Source organism: Myxococcus sp. XM-1-1-1 (assembly GCF_020037095.1).
Lineage (GTDB): Bacteria > Myxococcota > Myxococcia > Myxococcales > Myxococcaceae > Myxococcus > Myxococcus fulvus.
Window position 1 is genome coordinate 1 of the sequence record NZ_JAIQDH010000048.1, and the last position, 18862, is coordinate 18862.

The 18862-nt window shown below is 60.3% G+C and carries 10 protein-coding genes and 1 pseudogene; 4 read left to right on the forward strand and 7 right to left on the reverse strand.

The genetic code is table 11. The features are described from left to right. Both K8640_RS42110 and K8640_RS42115 read left to right on the forward strand, forming a co-directional pair. On the forward strand, positions 1-609 hold a 609-nt coding region (locus K8640_RS42110), incomplete at its 5' end, for an AHH domain-containing protein (RefSeq protein WP_223752239.1). A 207-nt stretch (positions 610-816) separates the two neighbouring features. After that, a complete protein-coding gene (locus tag K8640_RS42115) occupies positions 817-1878 on the forward strand; it encodes an imm11 family protein (protein ID WP_370640452.1) in 1062 nt (353 codons plus the stop codon). 77 nt (positions 1879-1955) lie between these two features. Here K8640_RS42115 and K8640_RS42120 read toward each other — a convergent pair whose 3' ends face one another. The 7 genes from K8640_RS42120 to K8640_RS42150 form a co-directional block, all read right to left on the reverse strand. Continuing rightward, positions 1956-2441, reverse strand: a complete 486-nt coding sequence (locus K8640_RS42120) for a hypothetical protein (protein WP_223752241.1) — start codon at positions 2439-2441, stop codon at positions 1956-1958. Positions 2442-2682: 241 nt separating this feature from the next. Continuing rightward, positions 2683-3687 carry an HNH endonuclease gene (locus K8640_RS42125; RefSeq protein WP_223752242.1) on the reverse strand — a complete coding sequence of 335 codons (1005 nt, stop codon included), beginning with the start codon at positions 3685-3687 and terminating at the stop codon, positions 2683-2685. Positions 3688-3985: 298 nt separating this feature from the next. Then, complete coding sequence (locus K8640_RS42130; protein WP_223752243.1) at positions 3986-5884, reverse strand: hypothetical protein; 1899 nt, start codon at positions 5882-5884, stop codon at positions 3986-3988. A 347-nt stretch (positions 5885-6231) separates the two neighbouring features. Continuing rightward, a complete protein-coding gene (locus K8640_RS42135; RefSeq protein ID WP_223752244.1) occupies positions 6232-10590 on the reverse strand; it encodes a DEAD/DEAH box helicase family protein in 4359 nt (1452 codons plus the stop codon). Next, positions 10587-12884 (reverse strand): hypothetical protein, encoded by a 2298-nt coding sequence (locus K8640_RS42140; RefSeq protein ID WP_223752245.1) that lies wholly within the window; start codon positions 12882-12884, stop codon positions 10587-10589. Before K8640_RS42140 ends, K8640_RS42135 begins: the two co-directional genes overlap by 4 nt. A 401-nt stretch (positions 12885-13285) precedes the next feature. Then, positions 13286-14995: an N-6 DNA methylase gene (locus K8640_RS43400; RefSeq protein WP_370640453.1), complete on the reverse strand. Its 1710-nt coding sequence runs from the start codon at positions 14993-14995 to the stop codon at positions 13286-13288. Between the two features lie 311 nt (positions 14996-15306). Then, positions 15307-16644: a phospholipase D family protein gene (locus tag K8640_RS42150; protein WP_223752246.1), complete on the reverse strand. Its 1338-nt coding sequence runs from the start codon at positions 16642-16644 to the stop codon at positions 15307-15309. A gap of 1184 nt (positions 16645-17828) precedes the next feature. Here K8640_RS42150 and K8640_RS42155 point away from each other — a divergent pair. Next, entirely contained in the window at positions 17829-18014 is a 186-nt protein-coding gene (locus K8640_RS42155) for a transposase (protein ID WP_223752247.1), read from the forward strand. A gap of 396 nt (positions 18015-18410) precedes the next feature. After that, positions 18411-18862: pseudogene (locus K8640_RS42160) on the forward strand (hypothetical protein); the annotation flags it as partial.

Below are 18862 nucleotides of genomic sequence, written 5' to 3' on the forward strand. Positions count from 1 at the left end.
GGGAAGGTGATGGGGCAGAACGCGGCGCGGGCGTTCATCATGCTCGCGATGGCGGCGCTGGGCAGCACGGCGCAGACGCTGGCGACGAGGGTTCCCACGCTCCCTGGCTCCGCGCAGGCCTCGCTGGTGGGGGTGGGGCAGGGCGGCTTCCGGCTGGCGGCGGCGGGCCAGGTCACCTCGGTAGCAGTGGCCCCGGGAGGCGTCATCACCATTGCACTGGACCCGGAGGCTGTCGCGGAGACGGCACGCGGCACGAGTGCCGTGGCGTCCGAGCCGGTGGCGAGCGCTGCCCACGAGCACCACATCGCCACGAACAAGTGGTGGGACTCCATCAGCAACGGCGGCCCGTGGTCACCCATCTTCGAGAAGCTCTTCGACCGGGCAGGCATGTCACTCAATGACGCGGCCAACAAGGTCCGCGTGCCGGGCCATAAAGGGCCTCACCCCGTGGAGTACCATCGCGATGTGTTCAAGCGGCTGAATGAGGCGATGGAAGACTGTAGCAGTATGAAACAGTGTCGTGAGTCGCTCACCAGTGCCTTGAGGGAGCTTGCCGAGGAAATCTCTACCCCAGGCTCCAAGCTCAACAGGCTCGTGACTCGGACTTGAGACAGGGTGGAGCCCTTCATGCCGATGCGGTACTTCGAGCTGTTCGATGACGTCTACGTTCCTGGGCGCTGGCAACTGGGCGACCCGCTCGACGAGACAGGCGGAGAAGTGGCCAATCCATGGATGTTCAGGAAGGGGGAGCCAGTCCGCGTTGAAGGGCGCTTGACGATTCCGCTCGACCGGCCAGGCAAGTCGCTGGATTTCTCCATGGCCGGTGTTGGCGTCGCACCTGTTGTTCACGCGAGGGTAGCCTCGGTGCTTGCCAGCCTGGCTCCTGATGACGTTCAGCTCTTTCCTGTGAAGGTCGGCTCGGAGTCGGAGCCGTACTTTCTCGTCAACGTGACCCGTACCGTCCGGTGCATCGACGACAGCGCTTCGGAAGAGGTGCGCTATTGGAAGCCGGAGGATGGGCGCCCGGAGAAGGTTGGCAAGTACCGGGCGGTGTCCGGCATGCGCATCGACCCGACGAAGGTGGGAGGCGCCAAGGTGTTCCGGACCTGGGGGTGGACCATCGCGCTCATCGTGTCCGAGGACATCAAGGAGGCACTGGAGCACGCGGGTGTCACGGGCATGAAGTTCGAGGAGGTCACCGGCCCGAGTGCCATCAGCCCGGAGGAGCGCGACCTCAACCGGAAGCTCCTGGCGCTTCGGGATGAGACGGACGCCGCCCGAGAAGCCTTCTGGCGCACCCTGGGGAAGCTGGACGAAGAGGTCATCATTCCCATCGTCGTCGGTGGTGGCTGGCCGGCCCGGCGCCAGGTCTGGCGTGTCATCCACCGCCCCGAGGGGCGGACTCTGCTGGTGACGGACGGGCTGTCAGACTTCTTCGTGGACCGCGCTGAGCCGTCCGTGGGCTTCGGCCTGGAGCTGGCCCTGGAGACGGACGAGCCCCTCGGAGACGTCGGGAAGAGCTGGCCCCTGCTGCTCCTGGAGCGGGTGGGGAACGAGCTCGCGGAACACGAGAGCGTGCGCGAGAAGGTGAAGGCGGGCTTCCTTTCCATGGAGGTCGCTGGCCAGGGCATGCCCGAGCCGCTGCTGACGAAGGAGGGCCGGGTGGGGGTGCTGCTGGGCATGGAATCGAGCACGCTGCCAGGCCGCTTCACCATGCCGGCCGGCGAGGTGCGGCTGGTCACCGTCAAGGTGCTGATGCCCATGGAGCTGGCGTACCTGCTGGAGCACGGAAAGCGCGGCCGGGACGAGCTGGTGCGGCGATTCGGCCAGGAAGGCCAGGAGCACCTGTCTCGCGCTTGGCGCCAGCCCGTGGTGTGACGGCCACATGCAGGGATAAGGTGAGTCACGGGACTTAACACCGGCCAGATCCAAGGTTCGGGAGCTGGCCGGTGTCATCACGGAGAAGCTGGAGCGGGGGGAACATGCGCAGCCTCTCCACCTGCTGACTCGATCCCTACGGGCTTGTTCACTGCTCGGTCCGCCCGGGACTTGCGCCGTGTCGAGCGGCTTAGGACTTTCTTGGAGCTGCGAGCGGGAGCCGGCCTTGATGACGACCCTGACTCCAGCCGCACGTCTACGTCGTCCTCTGTGAGAGGCCTCGGGGTGGTAGCGTTGTGCGGAGCCCAGAGGTGGCGTGCGTCCACTTCACCCTGGATGACCCAGCGGAGCTGCTGGAGCCGTGCATCCACCAGCAACAGGATGGCAATGATTGAACGCGGGGCCTGCCGCTCTTCCTGCTCGCTGGGCATGTCATGGTTGGCGAGCAGCTCGGCCAGTAGCTGGGCCCCCCGCAGGCCGTGAGCCAAGTTAGCCAGTTCCAAGTTGAGACTCACTACCTTCTCTTCGAGGTGGTCGGCCGGGGTGTCGTCGTCGTTTTTCATGGTGGCCTCCTGGACGCACGTGCACGTCAAGCCCGAGAGGGCCCTCGTGGCGCGCGTCGTGAGTGCGTCCCTCAGGTCGCAGATTGCTGGATGAGGTGTTGCAACGGTGGGTCCGTTACGGATCTTATCCCGATCAACGGGACAGACTTGCCGTCGGTGCGTCGCCTTTCAAGTTGAGAGGGGTTGCAGCCTGCGGTGCTCCACGCATTCCCGACACCACTGGGCAGACGCTGCCCTGAATTCAGGAATCCGTCCGCCGATTGGTCTCGAAGTAGGCGACAAGTTCTTGAGTCCCGACCCATTTGGATCTTCGGGTCCGCGGATCGATCGTGACCATCTGCCGGCCGGTTTCGACCAGACCCTCGATGAGCATGTCAGTGTCCACATCCAGGCGAACGGCAATGCTCAGCAACTGCGAACCGAATAAGGAGACGACGATGATGGGCTTCTCCAGCACCATGAGGCAGATGAGGTGATCGGTCGTACGGCCGTTCTCTGCCGGAGGGAGAATGCTTCGAATCTCGGGGCGGATACCCTCGATCAGCGCCTCAAGTTCACGCCAGTCCCCAATACCGCGGGCGACGCGCCGCATCGCCTCGGCGCGCTGACTTTCTGTCCAACGCCAGCCGAGTGTCAGATGCCCGAAGCCGAAGGCGACCTTCACCAGTTCACGCCAGATGGGCGGCATCTCATAATCCCAGTCGATCCGGTACTGGGTCGAGATCTCCGCTATGGCCGAGGCGATCGCGGTGTCGATGTCGATCTCCTCGCCCGCCGTGTCGGTGACCCGGTCGCCTCGTTTTCGCGCCTTGGCCTCGATCCCTTCCATGATGTTCCGGACCTGCTTGCGCGAGCCGGCGACGAGAATCTGCTCGGAGTTTCGCTTCGGCTGCCGGATGACAACCGGCTTGTGCTCAATGCTGATGTCGCCATTGTAGGGAATGGTGATCAGGCCAGGTTCGTTCGTGTCGAGCGAGCGGACGTTGAGCACGATGTCCGGAATGGTACCGCCATGACCGACGATTCCGAACTCATGACGATAGGTGCTCACGATTGACTGATTGATGCAGTTGGAATCCACCGTTTCGCCAAGCTTGCCGTTGCATTCACAGCAGGCTTCTTCAGTCGCGCAGGCGTTGCTCCCGCCCAGCGACCATGGCACGACGTGCTCAAGCGAAGGGTTCTTTGGACTTTCCCCCGCCTTCTTCGGCACGAGAGGGTCGAGACAGTAGATGCAGCGCGACATGAGGGCCTTGGTCAGAAGGCGGGGCCGATCCCCGCCATGGGAGTTGCATGTTGAAAGCGTTTATTGGGGCAGGAAACTGCAAGCGTGAGCTGAGGCTACGCACCGGGCAGCAGCTCGATTCGCGCGAGCGCGCGTTCAGCCGTCGATCCAGCTCTGCGATGCGAGCATCTCTCGGGTCGAGCGTCGACACGCCCTCCCGTTTTGTATGCGCCTCCGGCTCGCATCGAGCGAGGTGCGGCCCACCGTCTCTAAGCGCCTCAGGCGAGGGGCACTCCGTCAACGCCTGCATGATAGGCATCTATAAGATAAACGTGGGAGAGAGCCAGCCTTCCACCCACGGCGCCGTCTGTTCCTCCCACATCGGCGCCCGTCCACCTGCCAGTACTGCGCGGGAGAGCAGCTGGTTCGACGCGGTGCAAGTTACATCAGGCAGCATCACGCATGCCGGACAGGCGCCTCCGCGGGCATCGCAGAGACTCCCGGAGCCGCAGCGTAGACGCCTGGGGTCACCCATCATTCGAAGGAACTCGCGATGGCGGTTCCGCCACATTGCCGAGAGGTGGCCGAGGTCTGGCGTCATTCCCTTGCGATATACGACAAAAGCCAAGTCAGCGGGATAGACGAGCTCTCCAATCCCATCCGAATCCAGACCTGATGTTTCCGCCATAGCATGGACCATCTGGTGTGCTAGCGTGTGCAGGAGCATATACACGTATGCAGGCAACTCCCGGACGGCGCCAGGTTGGCCAATGCGCTTCCGGTATTCTTCTAGAAACGGGCCGAAGTCCCGGTATTGCTCCAGGTATGCAGCTCCGATGGAATGGGTCCCTGATGCAGGGACATTTGGAACCCCATTGGCTATCAGCCATGCACGCACGCGCTCTTCGTCCAAGCGTACGTAGAAAGCCTCGTTAGCTTGTTGCAGCACGTAGACGGGTCGCTTGCCGTTCTTGAGAGGTGGGAAGGCATTGAGTCGCACGGGCACGGGGATCTTTCTATCGTTCACCTCGCGTGTGTGGATAGGAGTAGCGGAAACTCGCGTGTATCCAAACGTGTACTCGCAGATAGGCAGGCCTTTAATCAGGACTAGCTTTGAGAGGCCCAGTTTGCGCAGGAGGTCTCCCGTTTCCACTTTATAGTCGGCAAGTCGTGCGGGGCTGTCACTGGCTTCCGAGAGATTCTTGTCTGGGAACAGAACGTCGAATGCCGTGATCCCAGCCTTTTCGTCCACATGCTCATGCCGGAGTGCTGCATGCTCAAGCGTTCGTTGAAAGGGGTTGAAACGGCGGGCCCAGTCGACCTGTGCCTCCGCTTGGCGCGAGAGTTCTGCGCTATCCACCTCACCCAGCGATACGATCTCCGCAGCTAGCCATTCCCGCATAATCTCGTCCGCGAGGCGCTGATATTTTTGCGATTGAGGAAGTCTCCCGGATGTGGCGGCGTCCTGCGCGAGCTGGTTGTACTCTTTCCACTCGTCCCATTTCTCACCTAGGCCGGAATCCCGAACAGCAGCCTCAAGTTGTTGTTCGGGCGGAGGGCGACGCGGGACACCATGAAGGCGTGCAACCTCATGGAGTAGCTCCTCACGCCGGTCAGCGGTCATCAGCTCACTGGGACGAGGATCGCGCAAAATGACGAAGCGCCCGCTCTGTACGTAATGGACAGAATTAGCTCTGTATGAAACGGGCAGCATGTTGATTTCCGCCCACTCATGGTCATTCCCAGCGTCCATTAGAGGCTTGAGGATTGTGAGGGAGTGCTTGTCCTTCTGCACGACTTGGCGCAGGCCTGAACACGTCAGGCACTGAAATGCCCACTCAGAAAATGATGGGCTTTTATTGAGCAGTCGGAACTCCGTCCCGCCACATTGGCAAGAGCGAAGTTGGCTCACTTCCCCGCTTTTCTCGTTGTAATGAAAGCGCCAGGGACTCAGAGGTTGGATGTCGCCAGACCAATGCGCGAACACCACGTCTACTTGGCGCCAGCGGGATCGATGATCACGGCACTTTGTAGGAAGAGGATGCTCGACCTGCTCGCGGACTGAGCCAAATTCCTTTAGTACACGGCATACTGAGCACTGGTAAAGAAGCGGCCAGGGGACATAGCCGATTTTCTTGGGATCCGTCGGGACGAAATCATGCGTCCAGTCGACAAATACATCATCCTGGGGGCCAGGCGGGATGAAGACGTTGTCCACGCAGAGCGGTAGTGGAAGGCGAGTTTCGTTGCCCCGAGAATGTCGGGCGCGGTCCGCCCAGTTCTTTACTTGTTCTTGCATTCCATCGCGAATTGCCGTGACTACCATTGCCGGCAGTTCAATTGGAATATCAAGGGGAACGGATCGACAGATGCCACGGCCACCCTCAAATGTGAAAAGCACCTCCGGGGCGTATGCCGTCGCGAGCTGAGTTCTTGAGCGTGAGAACCTTGGTGGCTCCGGAGTGGCATCCCGAGCTTCAGCCTGATTCCGCTGCCTTAGCCCTTTTGATGCTCGCGCCCGGCCACCCTTTCGCCAGTCGTCCGGCGGCTTCCTCGATCCCGCGCTCATACGGCCTCCGTGATATTGTCCTCGTCGACTTCGCTGACCTTAGCTTTTTGGTGGCGGATGAAGTCCATCACCTGCTTTACATCTTCGGACCGGACGAACCCATGTTCTGGTTCGTAATTGGCTCCCACGACGACTCCGGCCTCCTCAACATCTCGGAGTGACGTCATGGGTGGCATGAAGCGATTGCGGGGATCCCTCCAGAAATCTGCGAGCGAGGCCTCACTGTTTTCGCGCTGCACAGCATCAAGGAAGTCCTTCAACCTTCGTTCAATTTCCCGGGAGTAGTGCGTTGCGTGGCCTGGCTTGCCGAGTTCCTGCGGCCCACGTCCGTGGAACCCGAACGCATCAAGCACGAAATCAGCCAGTTTTTGCCGGAAGCTATCTGGAGCCTTGAGTAGTTCTGCACGTAAGTAACGGATGATGTTGCGCGGGCGTACTCCGTGCTTCTCCCTTAATCGAAGGAACTCGGCGCCTTCCTCAAGAACAGCCCAAGCCTGGATAACCGATGGGATCGCCCGGCGCAGCGCATTATCTGCCCATCGCTCGATCGCAGGTGGGTCGATCATCCGTTCAAGAAAGCGGTGAAAGATGTCGTGAGTTTCCACCACGTACCTGTCACGTCGACTCTGTGGCGTGGGCACCAGTACGACGAAGCCTACATGGGTGCGTCCAACCCGACTGGAGGCCTGAATGTACTCGGCGATGTTGGAAGGAAGGCCAGCGAAAAACATGCTGTTGAAGCGCTCCACGTCCACACCATGTGAAATGGCTGAGGTAGCCACCACGTTGCGTAGTTCGCCTTCGGCAGCGACATCCCGGTACGGCTCGCCAACCTGCGGCCGTTTCTCAGCACGCTTCATGATTTCTTGGATGGAACTCATGTCCACTCCGCCCGAAATGAGTTCAGAGGGGAAAGCCGAGCCGATATTGAGTCCTGCACGCTCGTGTTCGCGCCGCACCTGAGGGTCTAAGGCATCAATAACTTGATCCCCGCCCTTCTTGTTTGTGACATAGGTAATGGCGACTCGGTGCAGATCCAGTAGCGCCAGGAGTAAGTCGAAGCGATTCCTACGAAAGAGGTCTTCGAGGGCGTTGCGCCGCCAAGCTCCATGCTGATCAGGAGAAACGGCAGTTAGTATCCTCTGCGATGCCTCAGCCTGTAGAGAGACGTCTTGCAGTCCGCGCCAGATACTCGTCACCACCAGATGAAAAGCTGAGAGGACGGCTACGGTGGTAACCGTATGGCTCGACCCATTGGTCATAATCGAGACATACAGACGCATCCAGGGCGAGGTACGCTCCGGGCTGTTTGACCTGCCTGGTTGCATCGCAAGGGCAGCCCGGTCGAGGTTCTTGGCAGGGGGCGGAGCTGGCTCGGAGAAAAAGGAAGAGTAGATGTCCGGACCGGGCCTTGGAAATAGAAGGGCACGGCGTTGATAGATGGTTTCAAGTTGGCGTCGAGGATCGGAGACTGTTGCCGTGGCTGCGATCACCTTTGGCATGCGCGCCGGAGCACCAGGGCGGCTATGAGAGCGCGTAACGCGCAACTGCGAACCCGCCTCCGCAGCTATGCGGCGTAGTGCAGCCTCTAGAGTAGTCTCGAATAGACCGGCGAAGGTGCCAAGGCTTTCCTCAAGGAGGTGCATTTCATCTTGAATGATGAGAGACGGGAATGGATCTTTAAACACCTTCTCACCGGAATCATAGGCAGGAAACACCGGGAAGCGGTGAGAACTCGGGCCGTCGCGGAGTTCCGTTTCCTTTCGTGGTGTGAGCAGATGCCCAGCGTGCGTAATCCACCGGGCCAATCCGAACATTCCAAGGACACGGGCGATGGTGTCGGGATTTTGGCCAATCATGGCCAGTTTGTCCACGGTTCCCAAGAGCACGGATGGGGCGCGTCCGTAGATGGTATCATCCGTAAACAGGAATGGTAGCGGCGTTGGGAGGGGACCGGCGTGCGCTACGTTCCAATGGCAGCCGGCATTGAAGCACACGACAACCGCGCGGAGTTCGGCCTCGTCATTACTTCTCTTAAGTCGCAACCCGGTGGGGCACTCGCAAAGGGGGCAGACCGGAATCTTATTGTAGGCAGCGCGCGCCTCCGCATAGGCGCGGGCAGTTTCCTCGTCTGGTGGTTCCTTTTCTGGATCTAACTGGCCATCGTCAGGGTGGGAAGAATCGTCAAGGAATGGCACTGCAGATGGGATGCCAGAAACGCGATTAGGTGTATTGGCGCTGCCCACCCAAAAACCGATCTCGAACGGCCACGTACCTAGCTCTTCCTTCTTACGAACCAATTCTGTGTGGACGAGCAGGCGAAGGAGACGTTGCGCCTGTTGAAGGGTGAGCAGTCGTAGCGGGTAGCGCACCAATCCGGTGACGCCTCGGTTCTTGCCGCGTAAGCGGTCGAGGAAGAGCGCGAAGACGAGGGTGCCGTAGAAAGCCTCCGACTTACCTCCTCCCGTGGGGAAGTAGAGTAGGCTCGCCGTGTCCTCGTCCTCATCCGGCGAGTGAAACTCCTCGAACTCTTGCAGGCGCGACGCCAGACAGGGAACGTGAGCCAAAACGAAGGCAAGTTGAAACAGACGCCAGCCCGCAGATGCATTGCCGGCCTCGCGGGCGAGGAATGACTGGTTCATGAGCACGAAGGCACGCCATGGTGTGGCCTTAGGTGACGTAGGCTCAGCGGCGAATGCGGCCTTGGCCTTGACGAGAATGGTTACTCCTTTGTCGACCAGCTCCGCTTCTCTGTGCCAGCCGGCCACATCGGCAGTGAGTCGCTCCTTCTCTGCAGAGGCTTGCTCCGGGGATAAATCGCGGCCCACCTCTGTCTTGAGTTGGTGTTCCTGCTTAGCAATCCACTGTCGGTACTCACTGGCGATCCGGTGAAGAGTGTCGACGGGAAAATCATGCCGAGCTAGTTTAGAAAACTGCGTTTGAATCTCAAGCTGGCGTGGTACCACTCGGGGTTGAACCCACCTTGGTGCCCAAGTGGTCTCAAGGACAATGTTCGAGCCCTCTCGGCGGGAGACGGACCCACAATTGAGACCTATCGCATCGTAGGTCATGTATGCGCGGAAGCGATAAGAGGGCTCAACACGATCTAGACTAAGGGGCCGATGGACAGCTTCGGGTAATGATATCTTGAGACTGGCCTGGAACAGGCAAGGGCAGCGGTGAATCAGCTCGGCCCGACTTAGCTCCCGATTGGCATTTTCCAATGCAATCCGCAAGGAAATGCGGGAGGGGGCAGTGAAGTCTTGAATTCGCGAGACCGTGAGCCGGATCTCTCGCAAGTCAGGCAAAAGAATGTTCCTATCAGGTGCTTGGCTCCGAAGTCGGTCTAGAAAGCTATTCCAACTGGCCTCGCTCTGCCAGTCCTGTGGCGCCATTCGTACTCGCCGCCATGCGTTTCGGCTCCCCTCCGGAGTGGTCAGCCAACTCTGTACGCTCTGGTGGAGGGCAGCGTGGAGTTCGTGTTTGTATCGGACGAGTTCAGCCTCTAGTGCCGCATCAGTTGCGCTCAGTTCGCACCGGAAGGCCGGGAGATCAACCGCGATGCGACGCCACTTCATGGGTATTTCGAGATCTGCCAGCATCTCCAAGGGATAGCCGCTCGCATCAATGGGAGCGGGATTGGTTTCAGCTGGCTCGACTGTCGAAGGATCCTCGGCGTCTAGTGCATCCATCTCCGACGCGCGCGGCTCAGGTGGATCTTCAGGAGTTGCCGGTTCGTTGGCGCGCTGCGGTGAGGAGATTGTCTGACCTGCCACAGGCTTCAATTCGCGTGAGGGCAGGTGGATGCCAAGTTCCTTTAGCGTCTCATCGTAGGCTTCGGCATGTAGAGCAATCCGTCGTGCTCGGCGCTCGCGCCGCTCCTCCTTGGGAAGGCCGCGATCATTGCTAGAGAGCCCATGTGAAGCGATCTTCTCTTGGTAACGTCTTGTGTGCTCCTCTTTGATTCGCTTCTCCCATTCCTTCTTGAGCCGGGGAACTGGCTTGAGGTCATAGCGCCGGTCTTGCAGTTCAGCCCATTCGGGGAGAACACGTATGTAAACGGAGAAGGACGGTTCTGCCACCAGAATGCCTGAAGACTGGGCTGCAACCTGAGTGTCTAACCCGATGACAGCGATGCGGATGTCAGAGGTTTCGTCCTCACCGGCCTCTGTATACTGGGGCAGCAGGAAGCCGGACACGAGCGCACGGTCCGGGCGCCGCCCATAGAGGACCTGCCCATCCAGCCCCTCGCCAGTACAGTGTGCAACGGTGAGGTTGACGAGCGCGTCAGCAAGACCCTCCTTTGCCTCTTGCAGCAGGGTCAGAGCTTCCGGCGGCGGCGAGGTAATAGTCATCGTGGTTTCTCCTCAGATACCTCTTCGATCACGTCCACATATCGCTCAGCAAGTGCTCGGAGAGCTTGGATGTCCGTGCGCCGGGAGGGGGTGGCTGCTTCTGCAGCATAGGGGTCGACTAGGATGTGGAGGTAGGCCTTGTGAAGCTTCAGCCCGCCCGAAAGACGGCGAGAGCGAGTTTCAAGGACAGATTGCTTCCAGAACGCTCGGGCCTCACGCTCACGAATGCCGATGGCATTTGCGAATGCGAGAAAGTCTTCTAGTTGCTTGGGCGCATGTGGTTGGACGGTGCTGACATCTTCTTTTAAGTACTGATCAACGCGGATCCAGTCGAGAACCCGGTGGAGTTCAGGCGCGATGCGCTCGGTCTTCCGCATGCGTTCGGCAATCGAACGCGCCTTCTCTGTGAGGCTATCTCCGGGAATGCTTTCGAGCTTTGCCTGGATTGCTTCGTGGTAGGTGCGCACCTGCTCAGCCTCGACGTAAAAGTGCAGCCGGGCCCGGGCCGTTTCCATGAACTCTTGGTTGAGCACGCAGATTTCATCCCCTGGGACGAGATCCTGGGCGTGCTTCTCGGAAAATGGGTTTGCAGGTGCTTCGCGCTCGAAGAGTACGAGCCCCATTTTGGGACGTGCACGGATGATAAAGCCCTGCCTTGTACGCAGCCTGATGATTGGACTGGTGCGGTCGTCGTCGCTAGTGAAGTCGAGGAGACGTGGGCCTGTGCGCTCGCCGCCTTCGTCATCGTCACGGAGCGGGTCATCCCAACTAAGAGGTGCATAGCGTCCGTTGCGAGTAACTATCTCCCTCTTGCATGCCGATGCCAGCTGTCCAAGGCGGACAGCAATCTCTCCCATTTCACCAAGCTCACCCAGCCGCGATGAGCGATCCTCCAGATGTTGGACCTGATCCCCGTCGGCGAGCACGACAATGTGCTGGGGGAGGTCTCGCAGCGTCAAGGCTTCGAGCAATACGTTGCTGGAAAGGGAAACCATGACGAGGCTGTCGATCCGATGCTTCTTAGACTGAAGCTGAACTCGGAGTTGTTCCGGATAAACGAAACGGAGTTCTCCCGTCACTAGCCGCTTTCGGACGTCGGGACCTATTTCTGGATGTGCGGAGAGAGCTATATCCGCGTGCTCAGCTTCCATCGCATCTGCCATTACAACAGCAAGCACGGATGCCTTCGTGAAAGCCTTCTTTAACGTGGCGGCGAGGAGGGGGGCCATGGGCGAAACCGCGCGTACTCCTTCAATGAAGGCGCGGACGTCCTTGTCCAACTCACGGACGGCAGTGCTTTCTACCTGTGTTAGTACGCTGGATGGGCGGGTGATGCGATCAAGGGCTGGCCCCGCCGAGTACATGGCCATGATGTCGCGCCAACTCTCGCGGCTTGTCTCGTCGTGCACAAAGTCTGAAAGCGCGTCAACGCCAATCGGGAGGCGTGCGCACCGGCGTAGGGTCTCTCGGACTTCTTTGAGTGCATCTGCTGTGTCGGCATCGCCTAACTTCAGGGCCTGTGTGCGAAGGCGGCGGATGCGGCCCAGGATGTCCACAAAGCGCCCCGCAAACGATGCCACTTGGATGTCCAACTCGCCAGTATCAGAGAATGGCTCCGGATCCATGAGTAGTGCACCGGTACGCCGATCAGAAAGCCGGGCCCATTTTGGCACTGTACTCTTCTTGTGGAGGCCATCGTGCAGGTGCAGCAATCTGGAGCAGAGGAGGTTCTGAACGAAGGGATCGTCAGTGACGGCGAGAACAGGAATGCGCCCGTGAGTATGCCTAATTGCGGCGAGGATGGCTCCGAACACCGCGTACCAGTTTGGGCCAAAGGGCTGCCGAGCACGATCCGTTGCGTCCAGAAGAATTGCGTGGATTGGAGCGGGGACACGAATCAAGAGGGAGTGAGAAGCAGTCTCGCTCATGTCATCGCGGTGCAGACCGAAGAGCATGAACGGCGCATTCGCCGGGTCATTCACCTCTCCAGAGATCACATCTCCTAAGAGAGTGTATTTTTGCACTCTGTGAAGGACGGTATGTTTCGGTACCACCTCGCCTACGCGACAGACTGGGACGAGTTCTTCGAGGGCTGAGTGTTGATACTCAGGGAGTATACGGTTCTTGTAGCGTTTATCGGTGATGCGGCCTTGGAGATCTTTGACGCGGATGAGGGCCTGGTGGAATCCGCGCCAGCGTTCCTTGGCTGATGATGCTAGATCCAAGCGGCCGAGGTGCTCGGCATTCAGGCGATGTAACCGCACCCGATCGATCAGGATACTCCGATAGCCCATTCCCGTGTGGAGCGTCCATGGAAGGTGGAGCGCGCGGAAAGAAACTGGCTCCTCCCGGTACACGCGAGGAACCCTGTGAAGTGTTGGGGCAGCTAGAAGACCAAGGCAGGCCAGCGCGTAGGCGGCACTTATATCTGATGGGAATGGCCAATATACGACCGCTTCCGAGCGGCGCAGCAGATGTACTCGGAGAAGAGCTGTCGCTAGCTCGATGAAGAGTCTTGAGGGAGGTCTCGGGTTGCCCCCCTCAGCCGGAACAAGGAATGGTGCACCCACAGCTTCGCGGAAGCGTGCCTCGTCGGGTAATCTTGGGTCCGGAAGCGGAGCGGGGCGGGAGTCGGTATGTCCCGCTGTCGCTTGGCGCGGCGTCGGCTGGTACACGCCGTATTCACCGCGAGCGCTCATTTGACCAGCCTCTGGTGTGCCATCTCATAGGCCACCCTCACAGCGTCATCAAAGGAGAGTCCCTGCGCTAGTGTCGCTTGGAGGTCGGCGGGCCAGGGGAGGGGTAGGTCGCGCAGGGCAGCGACGGAGACACTCGCTGTCCCTGAGCTGCGTCGGTACATCGCGTCGACGGCGGCACTACCCAGCAATTGGGCGATAAGGTTTAAGTTCGGCGAGGCGGTCTTATTCTCATCTGGAAGAAGGACCAGCGTATGATTTTCAGTTACGAAGCCGCCGAACTTGGAGAGCACTTCGGGCGCCAAGGGCGCCGCAATAAGGCGGCGAGGTTGACGATTGTTTGTTGTGCGTTGCAGTATGATCGCTGACCTTCGTATGATTGCGGCCGAGTCCCGATCGAATTGCACGAAGTCCATCCCACGAGTGTCTTTGGCAACTGGATAAACGGGACTGCCACAACTAACGTTCCTGGCCCAGATGAGGGGGACGTCAAAGCGACCTTTTCTGGCCGTTCGCATCCGGTGGCGCTCACGGTTCCAGACGAAGTAGCCTGCTCGGACTTGTAGGCCCCAGTTGGAGAGCCTGGCCAAGTGGTCCGTATTCTCGGGCAGGCTGCGAGCAGGCATGACCCAAGGCATGTTGGGCCCGGATGGCAAAACTGATGTGCCTAGCGGGATCGAAGAGCCTCGATTTGGAATGAGCCCCCAATGGACCCGGCCGGAACCCGTCCCCTTACGTAGCAACATCACGCAGGTGTCCTGAGTTACTTCTAGAAATACTCCCTCACGTGCCTCAAGCACATGAATAGAGAGAACCTCAGCTTGGCTCCGGATGTATGCTCGCAGGCGGGCAAAGAGGGGGCCGGCAAGAAAGCTCGTTGGCAGCACGAGGGCGGCTATTCCTCCGTTACGGAGGAACTCAAGCGAGATGCCCACAAAGATGGCGTATAGATTGATGTGCCCTGGTTCCGCTAGATGGGCCCATCTGCGCCGCTCGGCTTTCGTAACTCCCAGAAGCCGCCCATAAGGAGGGTTCGCGAAGACCGCATCGAACGATGCGTTCCGCTGCGCACGGCGTGCATCTCCTACGGAGACAACGTGGCGCCCCAGTGAGGCAAGCCCCAATCGCCGGGCTAGAATGGCCTCGGCCAGGGCTGCTAGTTGGGGGTCAAGTTCGAGCCCCGTCAACCGGGCCAAGATGTCTTCCGGGGGAGCGCCGCTCTGCAGCATGGCTTCCCCAAGCGTTGAAAGGAAGGCAGCTCCACCTGCGCATGGGTCGATTACTCGTGCCGCACGGAGGTCCATGCCGGCTTCCAGTGCGAACGCGAGGACGTGTCGCGCGAGAGTAGGCGGTGTGAAGTGAGCGGCGAGCCGCCGACGCAGTGCGGCAGGCATCAGCAGAGTGTGGAAGTTGCCGATCCACCAGTCGCGCTCGTCAGCTGGAAGAGTGGACAGGAGCGAATGAAGCAGCTCTAGCCGGGGATCGCCTACTTGAACCGACAGGAGTTGCTGGGAGAAATGCAGGCGCTTGGCACCGGAAAGACCGAGGCGACCCGCATTCAGAACGGCCGCCGTACGCTTCACGGCTAATGCGATGCTCGTAGCTACGATAGCGCCGGCCGATTGTAGATGGGGGCCGGATACGGAAGTCGAACTAGCTTCCGAAGCACGCTCCCTCTTGCTGCGCGGCTCACGCCACGCGCCTAGCATGACTCCCCCGAAGATGTCCGCGAACCAACTCCGGAACAGACCGATATCATGTGGAGCTTGGTGCTGCAATGCGTGCGCTGATAAGATCTATACTGCGCCCGCGGGTCCATCCATCGAGTCCGTCTGGACACCATGATCAAATGGACCTGAAGGAGGGCTTATGGGTAGGGAGGGGGGAGGTGGCGTCCCTGACGTGAGGGACCCGGTTCTATTCAGAGGCACCAAGAGCCTAGGAACTGTCGGGTGCCCTCACAGTCGCCTGTACCCGAGCCGACACGAGTGGCCCCCCTTTTTGTGGGAGAGGGCACGAGCTACTTGCGCGTCCTCCGGTTGCTCGATCCGCCGTTCTCTTCGTTGTTGTCTCCCCGATGCTCCTTCTGGCGTTTAAGCTTCGTCAGATTACGACGTCGGAGCGACATCAGAACATACGAGCCTGATTCCGGGTTCAGCGTTCGGAGAGCCTCTTGGTAGGCACCATCCGTGTCTTTCTCTTCGGCTGCAAGCCCTCTTACAAGGTACCAAGGCTTGTCTTCAGGTGGAACTAGGTTAAGGCTGGCTAGGAAGCGGGTATCCTCGGGAGACGCCTCTACGGCCTGATTTTCGTTGAGAATGGGAACCCAGGTAGCCTTCCCCGAATCGAAGAGGTACTCGAACTGATCGTAGATGGCGTTTCGCACTGAAACGCGCACCTGTTGCATGTCGCGAGCTACCTTGGGCCGGAACGGCTGGGGAGCACGAAGCATCGTCGGGTTCGTCCTGTTCGCGATGTGCCAGTCAGCTTGAAGCTCGACTCCCCCACGCTGCACCTCAATCCCGAGCACCCTGCACCAAAGTGTCGCCTTCGCCTGAGCCAGCGCGAGTAGTGCTGCATTTGGTGTCGCCGGAAGACTCTGGAAGATATAGATGTGCACCTCGGTATCGAGCGCCCGTAGCTGTCGAAGGGCCGCCGGGATCTCGAAGTACACTACGTCCCCTGTCGCAGGAATGCCGTTCGGTGCCTCAGCAGCAAGGATAACGATCGTCTTCGTGAACTCAGAGTCGCGCTCGGCATCGTTGACTTTGCCTCGCATGCCATCGATGAAGGAGCTTGTCCACCAGGTCAGCGCGTCCTTCATCGAAGGTGAATAGACGACCGATTGCGCCTGGGCCGCATCAATATGCGCTTTGATGCGTTGCATCTCGGGATCTCTCATAGGGCCTTCAAGCATGATGCCTGCCTCACCATTCAGGCCAAGGAGCGCGTAGCCGGTCACGTTGTGCGAGCCAACAAACGCCACTCCGCTCTTGTCGGGCATTTCTAGTAGATATACTTTGCTGTGCAGCATCGGGTGATAGCGGTAGAAGCGATGTGCGGCGCCTTTGGTCGTCCTTCGCGTATGCCCGAGATGGACGAAAAGCCGCGATGCGGCAACTCCACCGGCAAGGAGGCGATCCATTGATTCGTAGCCTCGGAAAGTGCCCGCTCCAATCACAAATGCTTCCAACTTCGCTGGATTGGTCAGGATCGGTGGTGCGATTGCCTCGATTCCTTCTACGGTGGCAAACCCACTTACGATCCAAGCACGGCTGGCTTGTTGGAGGCGGCTCTTGAGCAGCGATGCGATCTCCTGCTGCGGACGATCGAACAGCACACTGACTTGTAGAGGCATCTTCCCGCTCTTCCTCTCTGCTCGGCGCAAGCTGGTACGTGGGCTGCCCTATAGGGAGTCGCTCAAGTGTATCCCACCTCCTGTGCAGCCCCTTTAGAACTAGTGGAGTCTGGATCATCAAGAGCAACGCCCCAGAGGAGCTTCGGCGTATTGGAGGCGATGGCCCAGCTTTTAGGCTACACGCCGCACGCGGAATAGCTGAAGGTCGGCCAGCCCTGGTACTTCGCCCCTGGGCAGGAAGGGTATGACCGGCTAATTGATGCGTACGTGGCGCACGCGAACAACTCCAAGAAGCTGAAGCGACCGTGGCGGGTCTACAACCCGCTGGCCAGCGGGGATGGCCCCAAGGGGGCGATCACCTACCTAAGCGATGCACAGTGAGACGAACTTCTCCGAGAGGTGGGGACTCAGATTTCGGCTCAGTACGGAGTGGCAGACGACATGCGCCTACTCTACTGATCGTCTTCGGCTACTTGGCGACCACAGACGCTGAGTGGGAGAGGTACAGGTCGATGGGATGCGGTCGATGCATTACGCTCCATGGAGCGAATGGAGTTCGACGCTTCTGAGTATGCTGAAGCGGGACTGTACGGATTCTGTACGGACCGGGCCGGTGACGAGCGAACGCCAGCGACGGCCAATGGTCAGTAAGAATAAGGGGTTACGGCCAAGGGTTCAGAAGGTGAGGGGCAGGGCCGGGATTATGAGACCGCCGCTCTAACCAGGTGAGCTACCTGGCCACAAAGTGACGCCCGTATAGCGGGACAAGGACGCCGCCGCAAGGACTTCGACGCAGGGAGGCTCGGGAGGAGCGCCCGAGGCGGACTGTCGGTCCTGGCTCATGGCGGATGGCGCTGGCAGCAGGGCCTCCCGCGCTCCGGGCTTCAGGTCGTGACTCCTGGGCTCTGCGAGAGCGTGAGACCGGTTCTCTGGACCGCCCGCCAATCGACTCTCCAAGGTGGAGCGCCGCATCCTGGGGGGAGGCAACTCTCAGTGGTCACCCAGAACCGGCCAATGAAGTTCCCCTGAGAAGCGGCCAAAGGGGAGGGCCGAGACGTAGACGCCCGGGAGGAGTGGGGCCTCATCTGCGCCACCCACAACCTTCTCAAGCTCTTCCACGCGACGGCAGCGTTGGGGGTAGCCCAGTTCCGTAGACACCCGAGATGTGATGGACGGAGCCCGGGATGTCCGCGAACGAGGAGAAGCAGAAGAAGCCCAGCATGCCGCGCCGTGAGTTCTCGGCGGAGTTCGAGGCTGGGGCGGTGAAGCTGGTGCTGATGGAGGGTAAGTCCCTGCCGCAGGTGGCCCGTGACCTGGACCTGCTGGAGTCGGCACTGCGGCTGTGGGGGGAGCAGACGAAGACGGACTAGGGGGAGGGCAAGCCGGGTGCGCTGACGACGGCTGAGCGCGAGGAACTGGCTCGGCTGCGCAAGGAGAACCGCGAGCTGCGACTGGAGCGGGAGATACTAAAAATGCAGCGGCCTTCTTCGCGAAGAAGTTGGAGTGAAGTTCTCCTTCATCGACGCGAAGAAGGCCTGCCTCCCGGTTGCATCCCTCTGTCGTCACCTGGGCGTCTCGCGCAGTGGCTACTACGCCTGGGCGAAACGGCCCGAGTCCGCACGAAAGAAGAGTGACAGGGCACCCAGCGTCGACCCCTGCCGCTGCATGGATCGCCGTTTCTTCAGGCTCCCGGGGCAAGGTGAGTCTGTTCTGGAATTCCATGGACTTCGACCCTCAAGATGGGGGGCCATGACGCGGAGAAGAGCATGACGCTGCGCTGGGAAGCCGTGGTGCTGCTGGTCCTGGTCGGCACGGGTTGTGCCACCTCGCGGGTGGTGCGCCTGGACACGGGCGAGGGCCAGCCCATCGTCTACACGCCGCGCGCGGACGCGGAGCCCGTCGAACTGGACGAGGACGAGTTCGCGGAGGCGGTCCAGAAGCTGGCGCGCACCGCGCCTCTGTCCTCTCGGCCAAGGGAAGCGGCGTTGAGGCTGTTCAACCTGGGCCAGCCCCGCGCTTCCTCTCCTGTGCGCGGGCGCCTGGGATTGGTCTCCGTCGAAGATCCGCAGCGGGGCCGGCTTCTCGTGACTGAGGAACCGGACGCGGAAACAGAGCTGGCGAGCGCCTACGGACGCTGGTGGCAGCGCCAGAAGAAGGTCCGGGACTGCCTGCATCTGCTGGACGAGGACGTCACCCTGGACGAGGAGGGCAAGCGCAC